At 58.8% G+C, this 17957-nt stretch carries 18 protein-coding genes and 3 pseudogenes; 10 read left to right on the top strand and 11 right to left on the bottom strand.

The genetic code is table 11. The annotated features are described in order from the left end of the window. Nucleotides 1-434 precede the first annotated feature (434 nt). Both KF719_RS06010 and KF719_RS06005 read right to left on the bottom strand, forming a co-directional pair. A complete protein-coding gene (locus KF719_RS06010; protein WP_293507812.1) occupies nucleotides 435-710 on the bottom strand; it encodes a hypothetical protein in 276 nt (91 codons plus the stop codon). A 14-nt stretch (nucleotides 711-724) separates the two neighbouring features. After that, nucleotides 725-988, bottom strand: coding sequence for a hypothetical protein (locus KF719_RS06005; protein ID WP_293507811.1), 264 nt, complete (start codon nucleotides 986-988; stop codon nucleotides 725-727). Between the two features lie 158 nt (nucleotides 989-1146). Here KF719_RS06005 and KF719_RS06000 point away from each other — a divergent pair, with 158 nt between their 5' ends. Continuing rightward, nucleotides 1147-1815, top strand: a complete 669-nt coding sequence (locus KF719_RS06000) for a recombinase family protein (RefSeq protein ID WP_293507810.1) — start codon at nucleotides 1147-1149, stop codon at nucleotides 1813-1815. 49 nt (nucleotides 1816-1864) lie between these two features. On the opposite strand, the gene KF719_RS05995 is transcribed toward KF719_RS06000, so the two are convergent. Further along, complete coding sequence (locus KF719_RS05995; RefSeq protein ID WP_293507809.1) at nucleotides 1865-2929, bottom strand: hypothetical protein; 1065 nt, start codon at nucleotides 2927-2929, stop codon at nucleotides 1865-1867. Nucleotides 2930-3062: 133 nt separating this feature from the next. Between KF719_RS05995 and KF719_RS05990 the strand changes: the two genes are divergently transcribed. The 5 genes and pseudogenes from KF719_RS05990 (at nucleotide 3063) to KF719_RS05970 (ending at nucleotide 8033) form a co-directional block, all read left to right on the top strand. Then, complete coding sequence (locus KF719_RS05990; protein ID WP_293507808.1) at nucleotides 3063-3452, top strand: hypothetical protein; 390 nt, start codon at nucleotides 3063-3065, stop codon at nucleotides 3450-3452. 2 nt (nucleotides 3453-3454) lie between these two features. Beyond that, nucleotides 3455-4486: a hypothetical protein gene (locus KF719_RS05985; RefSeq protein ID WP_293507807.1), complete on the top strand. Its 1032-nt coding sequence runs from the start codon at nucleotides 3455-3457 to the stop codon at nucleotides 4484-4486. 79 nt (nucleotides 4487-4565) lie between these two features. Beyond that, a pseudogene (locus KF719_RS05980) lies at nucleotides 4566-5339 on the top strand (tape measure protein); the annotation flags it as partial. Between the two features lie 1776 nt (nucleotides 5340-7115). Beyond that, a pseudogene (locus tag KF719_RS05975) lies at nucleotides 7116-7259 on the top strand (phage tail tape measure protein); the annotation flags it as partial. 273 nt (nucleotides 7260-7532) lie between these two features. Then, nucleotides 7533-8033, top strand: a complete 501-nt coding sequence (locus KF719_RS05970) for a hypothetical protein (RefSeq protein ID WP_293507806.1) — start codon at nucleotides 7533-7535, stop codon at nucleotides 8031-8033. Nucleotides 8034-8037: 4 nt separating this feature from the next. Here the strand turns inward: KF719_RS05970 and KF719_RS05965 are convergent, their stop codons facing one another. From KF719_RS05965 to KF719_RS05945, 6 genes and pseudogenes are all read right to left on the bottom strand, one after another. Beyond that, nucleotides 8038-8859, bottom strand: a complete 822-nt coding sequence (locus KF719_RS05965) for a site-specific integrase (RefSeq protein WP_293507805.1) — start codon at nucleotides 8857-8859, stop codon at nucleotides 8038-8040. 513 nt (nucleotides 8860-9372) lie between these two features. Continuing rightward, nucleotides 9373-9540, bottom strand: a pseudogene (locus KF719_RS18130) (DUF6538 domain-containing protein); the annotation flags it as partial. A 136-nt stretch (nucleotides 9541-9676) separates the two neighbouring features. Further along, nucleotides 9677-10405, bottom strand: a complete 729-nt coding sequence (locus KF719_RS05960) for an FkbM family methyltransferase (RefSeq protein WP_293507804.1) — start codon at nucleotides 10403-10405, stop codon at nucleotides 9677-9679. 30 nt (nucleotides 10406-10435) lie between these two features. Continuing rightward, nucleotides 10436-10843 (bottom strand): MAPEG family protein, encoded by a 408-nt coding sequence (locus KF719_RS05955; protein ID WP_293507803.1) that lies wholly within the window; start codon nucleotides 10841-10843, stop codon nucleotides 10436-10438. Nucleotides 10844-10937: 94 nt separating this feature from the next. Further along, nucleotides 10938-11630, bottom strand: a complete 693-nt coding sequence (locus KF719_RS05950; RefSeq protein ID WP_293507802.1) for a hypothetical protein — start codon at nucleotides 11628-11630, stop codon at nucleotides 10938-10940. 85 nt (nucleotides 11631-11715) lie between these two features. Beyond that, a complete protein-coding gene (locus KF719_RS05945; protein ID WP_293507801.1) occupies nucleotides 11716-12363 on the bottom strand; it encodes a DUF1134 domain-containing protein in 648 nt (215 codons plus the stop codon). A gap of 169 nt (nucleotides 12364-12532) precedes the next feature. Here KF719_RS05945 and KF719_RS05940 point away from each other — a divergent pair, with 169 nt between their 5' ends. The 3 genes from KF719_RS05940 to KF719_RS05930 are packed head-to-tail and all read left to right on the top strand — an operon-like array spanning nucleotide 12533 to nucleotide 15172. Further along, a complete protein-coding gene (locus KF719_RS05940) occupies nucleotides 12533-14602 on the top strand; it encodes a YdbH domain-containing protein (RefSeq protein WP_293507800.1) in 2070 nt (689 codons plus the stop codon). After that, the gene (locus KF719_RS05935; RefSeq protein WP_293507799.1) at nucleotides 14599-14808 is read left to right on the top strand and encodes a YnbE family lipoprotein; all 210 of its coding nucleotides are present in this window, start codon (nucleotides 14599-14601) and stop codon (nucleotides 14806-14808) included. Before KF719_RS05940 ends, KF719_RS05935 begins: the two co-directional genes overlap by 4 nt. Before the next feature lie 13 nt (nucleotides 14809-14821). Then, complete coding sequence (locus KF719_RS05930) at nucleotides 14822-15172, top strand: YdbL family protein (protein ID WP_293507798.1); 351 nt, start codon at nucleotides 14822-14824, stop codon at nucleotides 15170-15172. Nucleotides 15173-15454: 282 nt separating this feature from the next. On the opposite strand, the gene cysQ is transcribed toward KF719_RS05930, so the two are convergent. Beyond that, the gene (gene cysQ, locus KF719_RS05925) at nucleotides 15455-16267 is read right to left on the bottom strand and encodes a 3'(2'),5'-bisphosphate nucleotidase CysQ (RefSeq protein WP_293507797.1); all 813 of its coding nucleotides are present in this window, start codon (nucleotides 16265-16267) and stop codon (nucleotides 15455-15457) included. Nucleotides 16268-16440: 173 nt separating this feature from the next. Here cysQ and chpT point away from each other — a divergent pair, with 173 nt between their 5' ends. Then, nucleotides 16441-17103: a histidine phosphotransferase ChpT gene (gene chpT / locus KF719_RS05920; RefSeq protein ID WP_293507796.1), complete on the top strand. Its 663-nt coding sequence runs from the start codon at nucleotides 16441-16443 to the stop codon at nucleotides 17101-17103. Between the two features lie 81 nt (nucleotides 17104-17184). Here the strand turns inward: chpT and ctrA are convergent, their stop codons facing one another. Then, nucleotides 17185-17892, bottom strand: coding sequence for a response regulator transcription factor CtrA (ctrA, locus tag KF719_RS05915; RefSeq protein ID WP_293507795.1), 708 nt, complete (start codon nucleotides 17890-17892; stop codon nucleotides 17185-17187). Between the last annotated feature and the right edge of the window lie 65 nt (nucleotides 17893-17957).

Raw genomic sequence — 17957 nt, 5'->3', positions numbered from 1 at the left:
GGGGAATTAGCGACACACACATTCTCGCTAATGCCTATGTCTGCCATCAATGTGTTTCATTTAGCCGGGTTTAGATTTCGCTCAGTACACAGAAAAAAAATGGTTACATTCGTAGTTTGTCTACCAATACGGGTACCATGTATGAGCGACGAAAAAACGTTTCAGGTTATCGAGGGCGGTTACATCGCGAGCTTACCAAAGGCTCGCGATGGTTCCTATTCGTGGGTTTGTCCGCACGATGAAACGAGCATGGTTATCGAGGTTCTAGCGCACCCGGTAATAACTCAAGGCAAGGTAGTTGACAGTGTTACCTTGCACGTATGCGCCATGTGCCTAGCTCAAGGCAGGGTCACAACGGCGGGCACGTAAGAACAGCCGGAGCCCCACAGGAATTCCGGCTGTTCTTATGATGCACTGCATCGGTCGCGTTTTTATCAGTCCGCGAGCGCGTCCACGATGCTGCAAGCGAGCATGTGGTCTACTACGTCGCCACTGTGCTCCGGCGACATGCTTTCCCGGAGCCGCCTTTCTAGCAGGCGGGCTTTTATGTGGAGGTCCGACGCTCGCTCTACCGGCGCTCGGGCTATCTCGGTTGCCAGATGCCCGAGCGCTTCGATTGTCTCCGTTAGCCGTTCCTCGGATATATCAGCCTGCCGGTATTTGCTCTCAAGCTCTCTGTGGCGCGCCGTCAGGTGTTCGACTGTCGTCATGACATAATCCTTCCTTACGCGGCTTCTGCGGGCGATGAGAGGCCCTTTGAAGCGATATCGAGGGCTGTTTCGGTGAGCAGGCGCGCTGACCGGGCGAAGACCTTGGCCGCATCGGCAGCTTCGTCATCGTCACACCCGCCCACACGTTCGTAGGCATCGATCAGCTCCGCCACTGAGGCGGCGAGCGCTTGCTGGTTTTCAGGAGCCCTCAGGCCCGCCGCAATCTTGGTCATGTTCTCAGTATTCATATCGATATTCCTTCTCTTGTTGGTTGTCATCGAGTGATTCATTCAAGCACAACCAGCACTTCACTAAAATTAGTAAGTTGATTACAGAATATAACGATTTTGATTACACGCATGATTTCTTGACTCTATTTCGACTGCTATTACATTCTTAGGAACGGACGTACCTAGAAACGTAACGGAGAGCCGAAATGAGCCGCTTTGTCGCCTACTACCGCGTAAGCACGGCCCGGCAGGGGCAAAGCGGGCTTGGCCTTGAGGCTCAGCGTGAAGCGGTCGCGCGGTTCACAACAGGCGGGAAGGTTGTCGCTGAGTTTGTCGAGGTCGAGTCGGGCAAACGAAATGATCGTCCTGAGATTGCCAAGGCGTTGGCTCTCTGCCGGGTACACGGGGCAAAACTGGTGATCGCGAAACTGGATCGTCTCGCTCGCAATGTCGCCTTCATTGCCAACTTGATGGAAGCGGACGTGGACTTCGTTGCCGTCGATATGCCGCAAGCCAACAAGCTTACGGTCCATATCCTTGCGGCGATGGCGGAGTACGAGCGCGAAATGATTTCGGCGCGAACCAAGGCCGCGTTGGCTGCCGCGAAGGCGAGGGGTGTAAAGCTCGGTGGGCCTGTAAAGCTCAGTGATGTAGCGGCGGAGCAAGGCAGGGCAAAAGGGCGAGCTTCCCGATCCTCAACTGCCGCGAGCAGAGCGGCAGATTTGTCGCCAATCTTGCGGGCTGTGCGGTCGGAAGGATTCGACAGCGCCCGAAGGCTGGCAGCGGAATTGAACGAACGGGGAATCCCGACTCCGAGCAGGCGAGGGCTGTGGCAGGCCACTACGGTACAGCGGGTACTAAGTGCCTCACGCTGAAGATACTTGAGTAGAAGATGGCATTATTGGCCGCTAAATCAGCAACGCCCTAGTCGTCTGCGTGCCACCCTGCATGTCCATCGCAGAACTCGCATCCGCTGTGATAGCTGAATTCCAAATCACCGCCACCCATTTGCAGCTCGTTGCACCATTCACAACCTGCAATGTCTCTGCTCCAACTTAAGCACTCGATGCATATGTATATGTCGTGATGCTGAATTACGGAGCCAAGCGACATGCAAGGCGCGCAATTCTTTTGTACGTAGCTGATTTCATCAGCGTCCTCCGTATCGAGAAGCTCAGATAGATCATCGCTGGACACCGAGTATCCGCATTCACCACACGCGTGCTCTTCCTCGGCGTCCGCTGGAATTGTTATTGTTGTATCGCAGTCATCTTCTGGGCATTGCACTTCTATGTAAGCGTCGGTAAGGCCACATACGAGGCAGCGCTGCTCGAAGAAATTTGATGTAAGTTGGCTAACCTCGGCTGAGATATATCCGCAAGACGCGCACTCATTGAACTTCCTTCCCTGCTTCTTCGCCGCGTTGATTTTGTCGTGCAGCGTCTCAAAGACGGCGGACAAATATGCGCGATTCCGCCGCATCTTATGATGGGCTTTGAGAACCTCTCCGGAGAACGGTTCGAACTGAGGCTTCCAACTGCTAAGCAGGCGTTCAAGATGTATCCAACACAGGCACTGTTCTCTGGCAACATCAGCTTGAACGCTCGGAGCTGCCTTCTGTGAACTGACCTCGTGATAAAAGTGAATCATCCTGTTTCGGTGTGCGGCAAGCTTCTCAAACTGTGCCACCACTTCAGAAGCTATGGGTTCGGAGCAAATACCTATCAACCGTTTGATGGCTTCCGATTGAGTAACCGTTTTGCACTTGCCACTCAGAAACTTGCTCAATTCGGCATCGGATGGATGCAGGACTACAAGGGACCAATGTTCGTGCATGAGCCGTGCCTTTAGAAGAAGCTCGACGGCGGTTGCAAAGTGTATGACTGAGTATTTTGGATGGTCCTCGATTTCATCGAGAGACCGAAGGAGAAAGTCAAATGCACTCTCCGCTATCAAGCGCTTTGCCTCGACTAACCTGTCATCCGACATAGTCGTCAATTTCCTTTATATCCACCGTGCGCAGCGAACGTCTTCGGCATTCGTCGCGCAACGCAAATTCGCTCATTTCGTCCGTACAAAGTCATTTTCATAGAATGCTCTCAGGATAACAAAGCGAGCATTCATGTCAGAACTTTCCCAAGAAGCTTACGAGATACGTTTTAGTCAAGCCGTTCGCGCGGTCAAGGACCTTGCGCCAAACCGAATCGTGCCGCTTCAGTGGGCGCTATGGGCAGAGGTTCAAAAGTGGCCGGTAGCTCCGTCGATTGAACAGCTTCGAAATGAAGCGCAACTGATAGTCAATTCGGATCGCGCTTTGTGGTCTGGGCAGGCGAACGCCGGTAGATCGTCTTCGAAGAAGAGCCCTACGCCGCTTGAAATAGAGAACGCCGCTCAAGAGGCATCGTTGAGAAGGCGAATGCCCCACCTGCGCAAGAGCACGATGGACACGATGACGCGCGTTCGCTTCATCCACTACATCGGCAAAGACGCCTACAACGAACTGCCGGATTGAGGATGCCCGATCTATCAATCCTAGTAGCGGTTACCGACATTGGCGCTGACGCAAATCTTTTTCAGTTCAAGTCGGGTGGTAATGCCGCTGGCGTGAACCGAAGCCTTAGTTCGGTTTCGCGTTGGGAGCCGTGCTTTGCAGGAGTGCTAGTGGCGTGGCAGCCGAAAGTGCCGCGTAAGGGTGAACCGCAGTTTATCGTTGTCGATGGACACCAACGGCTCGATCTGGCGAAGAGGCTCAAGGTCTCTGAGGTCCGTTGCCAGCTATTGCGAGAAGTGGACGGCTGGCCTGTTTCGCGAGCGCGAGCCTATGGCGCAGCGAAGAACATTGCCGAGGGCGGGGAAACTACCGACGCGCTCGCGGTAGCCAAACTCATACGTGCGGATTCCCAGGTTGATGAGTGGTTTGGCGCGGTGCCGTCAGGCCGGAAATGTCTCAAGCATGGCAGCGTGATTGCTCGCGTGTCCTCTGCCGTGTTTGAGGCTTTCCTGTACAACGAGATTAGCGCCGATTATGCGGCTGCGATTTCCTCTGGGCTTGATACGGAAGAACATCAGCTAGCGGCTATCAGGTATCTGGTAGACCATCCACCGAGCGTGCAAACGCGCCCTGACTTCCTAGTTGGACAAATCCGCGTTGCTGGTTTTCGGGCTGTCAGTCAGGAGACACTTTTCGATCAACTGTCAGCAGCTAGTGCGAACATGGAATGTCGCGCAATGGTGTTGGAAGCGACGGTCAAGCATCTCCGGGCCGTTAAACGAGCATTTCGCACTGTGGTTGCGTTTGACGGCACGCTTACGGAAGTTGGCAATAAGCTCGCATCACGAACCAACAAGCGCGAGCGCGAGGAAAATGAAGCGCTGGCCGATGAGATAGTGCGGCTGGTTACCTTTCCGAGTGTGTTTGCAAATCTTCTCCGCGAGGCTGCGGAGCGACTGGAGTCTGGCGCGGAACTGGAACACGTGGTGCGCAATTTTGTATCGGAAGTGCGCAAGGTACCCCGCCGAAAGGTGCGAAAGAACAAAGCAGCTTGAGCGGCGTTTGCGACTAGTCGCACATTACTAGTCGGCATTCCGTACACGGTAAAATTCACTCTCATAGAAGAGTGAATTGATGACCGAGAAGCGCCTTAGAGTTGTAATTGATGGTTCCGCCGCTCGCTCAGGTGCAACGCAGGTTACGCGAAGCCTTGATGACATTCGCGCAAAGGCCCGTGCGACCAACAAGGAAATGCGGAGGACTGGTAGCGAGATTCGCTTCGTCGGGTATGAAGCGCTGAACTTACGCCGTCTTTTGAACTTCGTTATCGCCGCGTCTGCCATTAGCCAAATCTCTCAATACTCTGACGCTTGGGTAACGGCTGAAAGCCGTATCCGCCTAGTCACGTCTTCAACGGCTGAACTCACAAAGGTTCAAGGCCAGCTTTTTCGTGTCGCACAAGATACCAGAAACGATTTTTCGGAAACCGTGAACGTCTATGCTCGCCTTGCGCGCGCTACAAAGCGTCTAGGCGTTGAGCAGGCGACCGTTCTAAGCGTTTCCAAGTCGCTCGCTCAAGCCGTTACAATCGGCGGCGGCACAAAGGAATCTACTGCGGCTGGTTTGTTCCAGCTTTCGCAGGGTATCGCGGCTGGCGCGCTTCGCGGTCAGGAACTTAATTCGGTTCTTGAACAGTTGCCGCGTGTCGCTCAAACGATTGCCGATGAAATTGCGAACGGTGACGTTGGCGCGCTTCGTAAGCTTGCGGAAGAAGGCAAGATCACGTCGAAAGTGATTATCGACGCCTTCGTAAAGCAAGGCGCGGCGCTTGATGCCGAATTCAAAAAAATGGGCGTCACGTTCGGGCAGGCACTTACCGTCATGGGTAACGCTTGGACGAAGCTTATTGGTCAGCTAGGCGAGCGCACTGGTATTAGCGCGGCGGGAGCGGGGGCTATACGGGCACTTGCGGAAAACCTTGAAGAAGTTGTCTCGGCTGCCACTGACGCGGCGGTTGCGCTTGGTACTCTGTTCATCGCGCGCGGACTTGCCCCGGCAATCGCGAGCGCTGGCGCATTTGTAGCTGCACAGACGCAACTTCATACGGCGGTCCTTTCCGGCAACGCCTCGTATATCAACGGCGCTAAGGCTGCGGCGGCTAAAGCTGCGGCTGAAAAGACGGCTGCGGTCGCCACGCTAGAATCCGCATCGGCGGAGCGCGCTCGCTCGTTTGCAGTTGTCGCGTCCATTGAAGCCGAGATTGTTGCGCAGAACGCGAGGCGCGCTTCTTACGTTGGCCTTTCTTCCGGTCCCGCCGCCGAATCTCTCCGCGCAAACCTTATGGCGCGTGAAATAGCCCTCAGTCGCGATCTAGCGGCTGCCAAGGGCGTTCTTGCCGCTGCCGATAATTCGGTAGCGGTCGCAACCGTGCGCGCCACAGCGGCTACTACGGCCCATACGCTAGCTATGCGAGCTAGTACAGTGGCAGCTATCGCGGCGACCTACGCAATGCGCGCCTTGAACTCTGTTATGGCGTTCTTCGGCGGGCCTATTGGTGCTGCAATCGTGGTTACGGTTGGCGCGCTCTACATGCTTTCAAACGCCTCTCGCGAAGCCTCGCGAAAAGCCGATGAGCTTTACGATTCCTATTTCGAGGTTTCAAGCCAGCTAAGCACAACCACAAAGCTTTCAAAGGAACAGACGGCGCAGACGATCCGCGACGTTCAGGCGCAACAGGCCAAGATCAAGTCAAACCTGATGGAGGCACAGTCGGCTATTGCGCTTCAGCAGGCGTTGCAGAATGACGGTCGCCTTGCGGCGTTGCCGGGCGGTGAGAATATCGCCAAGCAGGCCGGGAAGGAAATCTCTGACCTTCAGTCAAAGATTGATGACCTTCTTGTTGCTGGCGACCAAGCCGCTATTGACCTCAAGAACCTCATGGCCGGTGTGTTCACTGGATCAAACACGGCTGACTCCGGCCTTGGTGAAGGAACGGAAAAGCTTGCGAAGTTCGTTCAATCGCTTCGCGACGAACTCAAGATCATGTCTTACGCAACCGCACAGCGCGAAGTTGAAACCGCTGTAATGAAGGCGCGCAATCTCGCGATTGAAGACGGTACAGCGCTTACCAAGATTCAGGAAGACTCGATCCGTTCGCTTGTCGGGCAGATTCAGGCGAAGGAAGCGGCTGACAAGGCTGCTGAAAAAGCCGTTGAAGATTTCAATGACGCTCAGCAGCTAGTTAATCGCTACATCGAAGACGGCTCAAGCAAGATCGACCTTTACAAGAAGGCGTCAATCGAACTTGAGATTGCGCTAGAGACGCTTGCCAAGGGTGGTTTCAAGCTAAGCGCGGACGAAGCTGAACGCTTGTGGGCTGGCCTTGAGAAGATCAAGGATGACGGCAAGAGCGGCATTGACGAACTCAAGGACGCAATTGACGGTTGGGGTAAGCGAACGTCTCAAGTCTTTGCCGACATGCTTACTGGCGGCGAAGCTAGCTTCAAAGATTTGAGTAAAGCATTCATCAACGAAACGATCCAGATGATCTTGTACGCCAACCTTTTCGCGACAGCTTTCAATCGGATTAAGGCTGCTGCGGGCGGCGGCGGCTGGATTGGTGCACTTGGTAGTGTGTTCACGGGTGGCTTTGCAAAAGGCGGCGCGTTCTCTGGCGGTAACGAAATCACGGCGTTTGCAAAAGGCGGCGTTGTCAATAAACCGACTCTCTTCCCGATGGCGAAGGGTGCCGGGCTTATGGGTGAGGCTGGCCCTGAAGCTGTCATGCCCCTTGCGCGCGGTCCTAATGGTGTGCTCGGTGTGCGGAGTCATGGTGGCGCGGGTGTGGTGCAGCACATCAGCTTTGGAGTTGAGGTCAATGTTCAGGGCGGCTCTCAGGGTGCGGAGCAAGATGAAGCGATGGCGCGGCGCGTGGGGGCCGTCGTGGAAAGCCAAGTCCGCAGCCTGATCGGTAAAGAGCTTCGCAATGCAATTCGGCCCGGTGGCCTGTACAGTCGAGCGGCTTAGGGGCCATAGGACTCGCTTTCCCTCACTAGACTGATACTCTGCATCCGGAGTTTAGGCGCGTCACTGGGGGAATGCATGAATCCGGACGACATAGCTATTCATGTTGGGAAAGTAGATTTTGTCTATGAACCTATCAGGCGCATTGAGGCAAGTTGCGAGGCGGCGTCGGCATTTTCGAGTGCGCCGAGTATTACGGAGGTCAATGCTCGTCTGAAAGCGCTTGCGGCGAAGCTAGGCGCGAATGCCATTATCGAAGCTGAGTATGACAGTGGAGTTAGTTGGACCTCGTGGCGTGCAATGAAGGGGCGAGGTCTTGCCGTAATGCGCGTGTCCGACGAAATCGCATGCCCGGTTTGCGCTGAAACTATAAAGCGCGCTGCAATCAAGTGTAGATACTGCGGTTCCGATGTGAAAGTTCCAGATTGGAAGAGGGACGCCGACACTTTGCCAGCGGTCTCTCCATCTGAGAAACATCAGGAGCCACTGCGTTCGTCTGACGCGATGCCGATTTGGGTTTGGGTCTTGTTTGCGGTGGTGGTTTTCGGAAGCATGTTGTTCGCGCTGGGATCGGTATAGACGCTCACTTGACGAGCGTCTTTGGTAGATTGATCCTCTCCACTTCTCGCGCCAACATTTCAATTGGGTAGTCTCCATACCCACGGCCAACGGTGGCCGGGCTGTGGCCGGTGATCGCGTCGTGAACGTCTTCGGGGATTCCCGCCCGGCGCGATAGAGACTTAAAGCTGTGACGCAACGAATGAAGCGTCTTCGATTTGTCGGTAATACCAACCTTCGTTCTTAGCCAACGCATCCATAGCTGAGAAAAGTAGGTTGAGAATTTTCCGCGCTTGTCAGCGTTCAGTTCGGGGAACAACCTGCCTTCTTTGCTTTTGATAAATTCTGCAAATCCAAGTTGGAGCAGGGCAGGGTGAAGAGGTATCGAGCGTTCGCTGTGTTTGGTCTTGAGACGCCGCCCGGATGTTGCATCCGATACAATCCGGATATGTGGTGTCTGGCCGTTGAGGTCGATATCTTGTGCTTCAAGCGGAATGATTTCTCCGGCTCTCGCACCTGTCGCCAAGAGCAATACGGTTATCCAATAGAAGCTGTCTCGTTCAACTCTCCGGTTAAGCGAGGCGAATAGCACTTCTAGTTCGTCAGGTGAAAATGGCTTGCGGTCTTCCGTCTCGACGCCCGCCTTGATTGTAAGGCCGCTAGCTGGGGACTCATCAATATCCCCTTCTTCCGCGCCGAATGCCAGAATGGTCTTCAAGAAGGAAAGGCGCTTCCGGGCGGTGACGGGATTCACCCTTTCGTATGGCGTTCCTTCAAGTTGCTTGAGAATGTTCGGCAGCGAGGTCTTACGCATTTCTTCAGACATGATGCGAGGCATGTTCAACATCGCGGCTCTGAATTCCCGGCAGTGCTGGCGCGTGATTTCCCGAAGAGCAAGAGCGCCGTGTAGCTCCGTAAACCTGCGAACGGTCGTCAGGGCTTCACCAGCGGTCTGTGGTGTTGCCCCGCTGCGTTCGGCCCATCGCTCATGAAGGCTTTCGAGGGCGGGGCAGGTTAGTCCTTTTGTAGTTGTCTCTCCCCGTAGTTCTGAGGGAATCGTCTTGAGCGCAGCGACTAGCGCCACCGCGCGTGCGGCCAGTGGCCGTAGCGAGGTCGAGGGGGCCCCGGTCGCTAGCACGCCCATCATATCTTCATGGCACAGAACTGGCTCCAACGGTCTGCTCACTGTCCAAAGCTCGTGGCAGAGAGCACCTATGGCTGCGCCACTGGCATCGGAGAGCGCCTGCGAGGTTTCATCAGGGGTTAGTCGATCCGGTGTTGTGGGGATGCCTAGTTCCGCCATCTGGCTTGATATGGCGTTTAGGCGGGTCGGGGTGAGTCGGGCAAATCGCTCTATGAGAGCGTCCGTCTCATCAATGAATGGGCGTGCCCGGCGCTTGGCATCTTTGTAGGAGCAATCTCCCAGCGACGTTCGCCATAGCCTCTTGCCGATTCGTCTTTGAAGGCTGAGGGGTACAGCCCTCTGAAAATAGTAGCGGTTGCCCCGCCTAGTGAGAAAATTAGCCATGTCCTAACACCGCATATAAATCGGGACTTGAGCCCGGAGATGTTGCAATGACTAGGTTTTATGGGTTTTCAGTAGCTTGGAACAAATAGTAGGCACATCCCCTAGGGGACGCCAATTTTCCTTTTAAATCAGTGTATTAGAGGTTGCTGAAGAAGCGGTCGTAAACGAGCTCGCCGGTCGCCCGGTAGCCGAATTCGGTCATCAGCTCCCTCAGTTGGTCGATGCGCGGGTCGCTGCATTCGATCTGCAGGCTGGCCTTGTTGCGGGTCAGCAGGTTGCGCATGCCGGCCAGCGCCTGCAGCTCGTGGCCTTCGATGTCCATTTTCAGAAAAATGCGTCTGTTTTCAAAGGTATAGAGGTCGTCGAAGCGGGCCAGCGGGACACGGATTTCGCGGTCGAATTTCCTTTTGTCGTACAAGTCCGCATCGCCAAGGCCGGAATGGATGTTGGAGTCGCTGTCGACCTGCATCACCGCTTCGCCGCTTCGGTCGCTAAGCGCGATCCGTTCGGCGCGTACCAAGTCACTCAATCCATTGGCAAAAATGTTGCCGCAGAGCTGGTTGTAGCTGTCCGGTTGCGGCTCGAAGGCCAGCGTTTCCAGTGGCGATACGCGGCGCTGGAGGTCGATCGTGTAGAGGCCGAGATTGGCGCCCACATCGAGGAAAAGGTCGAGTTTGTGCTCCTTTATCTCTTTCACCGCACGGTCGCGTAGAGCCCGTTCCCAGTCCAGCCCGCCCATCATTTTCTCGTCGAGGCGGTTTGCGCGGTCGACCAGAAAGAGCGAATTCTCGTGCTTTATCAACGCGATACGGCTGTGTCTCAAGGCGTTGAAACGCTTGAGCAGCGAAGAGCGAATATTGGTCACCGAAGGAGCCTTTCGAAGCGCAGTCCGCGTCTACAGGTAGATCGACACGGCCTGCATGATCAGCGCGATCAGGGCGCCGATCGTCAGCACCGCCATCGAGGCCAGGCTGATCGTGAAACCGGTCGAGCGTTGCAGCGCAGCCGCGTAGTAGCCGCGGGCGTAAACCACTCTGCCGATTGGATAAATCAGCCCGATCGCGGCCGCCCAGAGGTCGCCCACCGTGGCCGCGAAGAGCCAGAGCGCCGGCAGGAAGATCAGCAGCGTTTCGGCGGTGTTGCCCTGGACCCTCAGTACACGGAGGAAGTCGTCCGGCCCGTCCATGCGCGGCGCCGGAACGTCATGTTTTCCGCGGGCTTTTCCGACCTCAAAGGCCATCCAGAAATAGACGAGAAGCGTGACCAGCGTCACGATTCCGGTTAGCGGATATGCGAAACCCATTGTCAGCCCTCCCGGTAAAATTCCAGTCCGAGCAAAGCAGCTTGCGCTGATTCCGGCAATGAAAAGAAAGGGCTAGCCGGTCGGGCGGGCGGGGTTAGTTGGCGACGCCGGCCTCAAGTGCGCGGATGCGCGCCGCCAGCGTGCGGTCGCCCAGCTGGGCCTCGGCGGTCAGCCGGTCGTCAGCGGTATCGCCGTCATTTTTGGCGGTTTCCTGCCGGTTTTCGTCATCCATGCGGTTGATCGAGGCGGCGATGGCCGCCAGCGCCTGCCGGTCCGCCTCGCCATTGTCGTCGGCCAGCGCTTCCGGCGCGTGCTGCGTCTTGCCGGCGGCCGGGGCGGCGTCTTCGGCCAGCCGCGCCGCGGTTTCGCTGAGGTTTTTCAGGGTCTGGCGCGTTTCATCCTGGCGGTTCGTCTGTTCGGCAAGCGCCGCGCCGATGGATTTCAGCTCCTGCGCCAGGGCCGCGGCCCGCGCGTCGCGCGCCGAAATTTCGGCGTTGGCGGCCTCGACCTCGTCCCGCAGCCGGTCCCTATCTGCTTGCAGGGCCTCGCTTTTTTCGTTCAGCGCGGCGATTTCGTTGTGCAGCGGTTCGATTTCGCGGCGCTGGCGCGCCAGCAGCGCATCGAGTTCGGCGTTGTGGGATACGCCCGCGATTTCATCCTCGCCGGCCGCGCCGAGGCGCCGTTCCGTCACCTTGACCGCGCGACGCCAGACCAGACGCGCGGCGATGATCGCAAACAGGGTCGCGATGAAAAAGCCAAGCGCCATCAGCATCAGGCTCTCGATCATGTGATCCTCTTGTCGCGGGCGGGCGGGGTTTGAAACCGGCGCAAGCCTGCCAGAAAAAGGTGCCTGCATCCACCTTGCAGGCCGGTCAGAAGGGCAGCCACTCCCGCGATTTGGTGTATTTCAGATAGCCCACCGACGCGCCGAGCCGCAGGCCGACGCCGGCCCGCATCGGCGCCAGCACGATGTCATCGCGTTGCTGGTAGTTGATGGCGATGCCGCCGATCAGGAAGGCGCTGCCCTCAACCCCCGGAAAACGTTGATAAATCGCCTCGCCATTTGGCAGGTTGTAGACCAGCGTGAAGTTCTTGACCGCATTGCCGCCGAAGTCCCAGCCGGCGCTCGGGCCCTGCCAATAGACGCGCTGGCGGGTGCCGTTCTTCATCACCAGTTCGCCCTGGCCGTAGCGCAGGCCGACGACAAAGGCGCCGCCTGCCTCCTCGCCCTTGATATAGGCGTTGGGTTCGCCGTAGCGCTCGAAAATGCTGTGGACGGCGTCGGCCAGACCTTTCGAAACGTCGCCGAAAAAGTCGCCGGCCTCGCGGACGATTTCTTCCTCGCTATATGTGGCCTCGCCCCGGTCGACGGCCGGCCGTTGTTCCGATTGGGCCAATGCGGCGGGCGCTGCCGCGAACAGGATGGCGGCCATGGCGACAAGGGATGCTGCCAGATGCCGGGCCCAAAAGCCGCGTGCTGCGCCGCTGGTGGATGTCTGCAGACTCGTATTGGATTTCATTTCGGTTTTCCTTGTTCTCCAGCAGCTTCGCGCCATCGAATCGCCCTCAAATTATGCGAGAGTTTAGCTCAACCGGGGAAATCATGATGGCAGCGGATGGCGAAACAATGACCGCCGGGGCCCGCGCCTGCAGGAAAAGACAGGCGAACAGCGACGCATGCAGATGTCCATGAAACGCAGACTGGCCGTTGTTTTTGGACTTGTTCTGCTGGTCGCTGCGGGCGGAGCCGCATGGTTGTGGACCGAGCGGCTGGCGGTCGCCGAACAGGCTATTGCGCGGGCCTTGTCGGATCGCGGCGTTGCCCCGGCGAATTTCCGCGTCGTGTTTCTCGGCCTGCGGAGCATCGTGCTCGCGGATATCGACATCGGCGAGGGCGATGCCGTCGTCGACAGCGTCACCGTGACCTATTCGGCGGGCGAGCTTCTGTCGGGGCGCGTGCGTTCGATCGATGTCGGCAAGGCCCGGCTTCGCGTTCGCCTCGAGGAGGGCGGCATTTCGTTCGGTGCTCTCGATCCGTTGCTGTCGGGCGATGCGGGCGGCGGTCCTCTGGTGCTGCCGGAGATCGCCGCGGAGCGTGTCGAGATCGCATTGTCGACGCCCTGGGGCGAGGCTTTGCTCTCCGGTCCGGCGGATGTGATGCCGTCCGGCACGGCTATCGCGGTATCGCTGCCCGGTATGAGGATCGAGGAAACCGGATCGCCACGCCTCGCGCCGGTTGTTGCGGCTGGCCGCATCGAACTCAACGAGGGTGTGTTCGGTTTCGATCTTGCCCTCGCCAGCGCGGCGGCCGATGCGGAGGGAACGGCGCTCGGGCATGTTGTTGGGAACTACGACACGGCCGGCCGCGCCGGGAATATTCGCGCCGAAGGTGCGATGGCGTTCGCCCGCGGCGGGTTGAGGCCGCAAATGCTGGCGCCGCTTCTCGCGCCGTACCACCTCGATCTGACCGGCGTCGTCGCCTATCGGGCCGAGGCTGAAATTTCGCCCGACGAGGTGTTGGCGACCGCGGACATCGATCTCGATAAATTTGCGCTTCATCAAACGGCGGCGGGTTCGGCATCGTTTTCCGGTCTTGTGAAGGTTTCGAAAGGCTTTGGCGGTCCGACAGCATCGCCTTACCGGGTCGGGCTTTCCGGCCTTCGCATCGACGATCTGACTGCGCCGCAGCGGTTTGCGCCGGTCCGCGTCGAGGGCGATGTGGCGTTCGGCGCGCCGGTGCTCGACTGGCGCCTTGTGGCGCGCAGCGCATTGCCGGCGATTGCCGGGGCGCGGCTCGGCGACCTCACCGGCAGCTACAATGCCGATACGCAGAAGGGCAATTTCCGGGCGGCCGGCGAATTGGGTTTCGCGCCGGGCAAGGTGGAGTTGCAGACACTGCTGCCGGTTCTGCTTGGCAAAGTGACGCGAATGAGCGGCAATGCTTCCTATGTCGCGGACATCTCGATCTCGGAGGGCGGAATTGCGAGTTCCGGCGAAGCGACGCTAAAGAATGTCGGTTTTGTCACGCCGGCGGCATCGTTTGAAGGTATCGGCGGTACGGTCAAGCTCGCGAGCCTTCTGCCGCCGCGGACCCGCGGGCCGCAAACGCTTCGTGTGCGCATGCTTGAGGCCGGGCTTCCGCTGGCAAACGGCGTCGTCACTTTCGACATGGACCGCGATGGGCTGCGCATCACCGATGCGCGGTGGCCCTTTGCCGGCGGACAGGTGGTGCTGGTGTCGCGCGGCGCCGATGTGCTGGCTGCCGATGCGCGCTTCGACCTGACGGTCGAACATGTCGATCTCGAGGCGCTGTTGCGCATCGTCGAGGTGCCCGGTCTGACGGCGACCGGGCAAATCGGCGGCACGATTCCCGTCGTGCTTCGCGACGGCGATCCTGTGCTGCTCGACGGGGCGCTGGCGGCGGAAGACGAAGGGATCATCGTCTATCTCGGCGCGGGCAGCGATATCGCGCCCGGCGAAGAGACCAAACTGCTCACCGATGCATTGCGCAATTTTCATTACACCGAGCTGACGGGCGGTTTGTCCGGCAATGCCAATGGCGAGCTTGTGTTGCGGCTCGGACTGCGCGGTTCGAACCCCGATCTCTACAGCGGTTATCCCTTTGCCATCAATGTGAGGCTGGAGGGATCGCTTGCGGACGTGCTGCGACGTGGTACCGTTGGGTTCCGGCCAATGGAGCTCATCAGGGATCAGTCCGCCCCGGCGGTCACGCCCCCAGCCGACAAGACGGGACCATGAATCGAGATCAATCCAAATTCGCCATTCGATTTTCAGCGGTACTGGCCGCTGCCTTGTTCGTTGCCGGCTGCAACCCGACCGTCAAGATCGAGGCGCCGGACAAGCCCATTGAGATCAATCTCAACGTCAAGATCGAGCAGGAAATCCGCATCAAGGTCGATCGTGACCTCGACCAGTTGCTCGCCGACAACCCCGACCTGTTCTGAGGAGCGGAACGACATGGCCATCTTTGCAAAATCTCTTGTGGCGATGCTGGCACTTCTGGCCGGTCTGGCCTTTGCCGCTCCCGCCTTCGCGATCGACCTCGATTCCGCCAAGGCGCAGGGCCTCGTCGGCGAACGTCAGAACGGTTATATCGGCATTGTGACGTCGAGCCCGACGCCGGAACTTCGCCAGCTTGTCGACGACATCAACCTGCGCCGCCGCGCCTCCTATCAGGAGATCGCGGCGCGGACATCGGGCGCGTCGCTCAACGCGGTCGAGAAGCTCGCCGCCGAGAAGCTGATCGCCAAGACGCCGTCCGGCCAGTATGTCGAGAACGCCGCCGGCGCCTTCGTCAAGAAGCCCTGAAGTCCGTCCCGATCCGGTACGGCCGGCGTTAACGGGCCCCGAAATCCCTGCGGTTTCGTGCCGTGAGGGGGCGAACAGACCTGAAATCGGCGGCATGGCGATTGCAAACTGTCTTCACGATCAGCTCTCCGCCGGCAGAGATGTCAGGCGGGGTCGGCGCGGACCCCCGACGGTCGGGGGGCCAGTTCGCCGGTTCGCGCCGACCGAGCCGATCCTTTCCGACGGCCTCGACAGCACCAGACCCGGACCGGTTCACTGAACCGGCCCGGGTCTCGGGGTGCGTCAAGCGCCGGCGCCGCGCGCCACAAAGAACGGATTATCGAGACCACGCTCGACCTTGCCGTAGATCAGCGGCGTGCCGTCGAGCTGGGTGACCGTGCCGCCGGCCGCGGCAAGCACCGCATGGCCTGCCGCCGTGTCCCACTCCATCGTGCGGCCGTGACGCGGATAGAGATCGGCCTCGCCGGCAGCGATGATGCAGAACTTCAGCGACGATCCGGCGGCGAGAAACTCCTTCACCTTGTAGAGGTTCAGATATTCATCGGTCTTCTGGTCGCGGTGGGTGCGGCTTGCAATGACCACAAGTCCGTCAGCGGCGGGTTTGCGCGCCGCGATGCGGCGGACGTCGTCGCCGGGTACCGTGCCGTCGTGATTGGCCGCGATCTTCTGCTCGAAAGCCATGCCCGGCCCGTAACCGAAGAACATGCGCGCCTTGGCCGGCGCGTAAACGACGCCGGCGGTCGGCAGGCGATTTTCGATCAGGGCGATATTGACCGTGAATTCGCCGTTCTTGCCGATGAACTCCTTGGTGCCGTCGAGAGGATCCACCAGGAAGAAATGAGGCCCGAATTCGGGGATATGTCCGCTTGCGGCCGCCTCTTCCGATACCACCGGAATTTCGGGTGCGACGCGGCGCAGGCCGTCGAGAATGATGGCCTCGGCGTCGTGGTCGGCGGCGGTGACGGGACTGTTGTCTTCCTTTCGGATCACCTCCACGCCTGCGTCGTAGTGGTCCATGATGGCGGCGCCGGCCTGGACGGCGATACGCCGCAATTCGTCTGTCAGGGCCGCCTTGTCGGCAATCGAGCTCGTCACATCCGGTTCCTTCGGGGTTTCGTTTGAGGCCGGCGCGGAGAACAGCATTTGCGGGTAGGGCCGGTCAAGGCAGCAATGCCTCGGGGTTTGTGGGGCCCTTGCGGGGCTGGCATTGTGTGCGGTGCGATGCTATCAGGCTTTCTGGGCGTTCGAGGGTTGTGGGGCAATTCGATATGAACGAAACGGACGAGGTTTCCGCGCTGGAGTTGGCTGCCCTGATGTGCAGCCGCGTTTGCCACGACGTGATCAGCCCGGTTGGCGCGATCACGAACGGGCTTGAGGTGCTTGCCGACGACGACGATCCGGAGATGAAGGCCCATGCGATGGATCTCATCACCAAGAGTGCGGCTCAGGCCTCTGCCAAGCTTCAGTTCGCCCGTCTCTGCTTCGGGGCCGCAGGATCGGCCGGCGCCGAGCTCGACCTTCAGGACGCGAAAGGTGTGGCCGAAGGGCTGATGATGGGCGAGAAGGCATCGCTCGTCTGGGATGCGCCCGCCGCGACGATGGGCAAGGACTATGTGAAGCTTCTGCTCAACATGATCCTGATCGGGATGGCTGCGATCCCGCGGGGCGGCGAAGTTGCCGTTTCGATCGCGGGCGATCTCGCCAAACCGACGATCAGGGTGCGCTCGACGGGGCAGGCGGCGCGCGTTCCCGAAGAGACCGCCAAATTTCTCGGCGGACGCGCTGCGGATCGTTTTCTCGACGCCCGCGCCGCGCAACCTTATTTCACGGGCCTTGTTGCCCGCTCGCTCGATCTGTCGATCGATGCGCGGATGGATGGCGACGCCTTTGTCATCGAAGCGTCGTTCGCCGAGGGTGGCGCCGGCGTTTGAGGCGGGCTTGCCCAAGCGCCCACGAAAAAGGGGCGTCCCCCCCGAGACGCCCCCTCAACGCAACACGCGCGATATGCGGGATCAGGCTGACGCCTTGGCCTGCATTGTCCCTTCGGACGGGTCGCGCAGCACGTAGCCCCGGCCCCAAACCGTTTCGATGTAGTGATCGCCGCCGGTCGAAGCCGCGAGCTTCTTGCGAAGCTTGCAGATGAAGACGTCGATGATCTTCAGTTCCGGCTCGTCCATGCCGCCATAGAGATGATTGAGGAACATCTCCTTGGTGAGCGTGGTGCCCTTGCGGAGCGAGAGCAGCTCCAGCATCTGGTATTCCTTGCCCGTCAGATGCACGCGGCTGCCTTCGACCTCGACCGTCTTGGTGTCGAGATTGACGGTCAGCTTGCCGGTGTTGATGACGGACTGGGAGTGACCCTTCGAGCGGCGGACGACGGCATGAATGCGCGCCACCAGCTCATCCTTGTGGAAGGGTTTGGTCATGTAGTCGTCGGCGCCGAAGCCGAGGCCGCGAACCTTGTTTTCGATGCCGGCGAGGCCGGAAAGGATCAGGATCGGGGTCGCGATCTTGCCGACGCGAAGGGACTTCAGAACCTCGTAACCGCTCATATCCGGCAGGTTGAGGTCGAGAAGGATGATGTCGTAATCGTAAAGCTTGCCCAGATCGACCCCTTCTTCGCCGAGGTCGGTGGTGTACACATTGAAACCATCCGATTTGAGCATCAATTCGATGCTCTGCGCGGTCGCGCTATCGTCTTCTATGAGCAGAACTCGCATTGGTCCCCCACTTCGGCGATGTAGGACAGCCCCGTGTCGCCTGCAGCCCGGTTAATCCAGAATTC

The sequence above is a fragment of the Parvibaculum sp. genome (genome assembly GCF_019635935.1).
Taxonomy (GTDB): domain Bacteria; phylum Pseudomonadota; class Alphaproteobacteria; order Parvibaculales; family Parvibaculaceae; genus Parvibaculum.
This window is presented reverse-complemented; position numbering and strand designations above follow the sequence as displayed.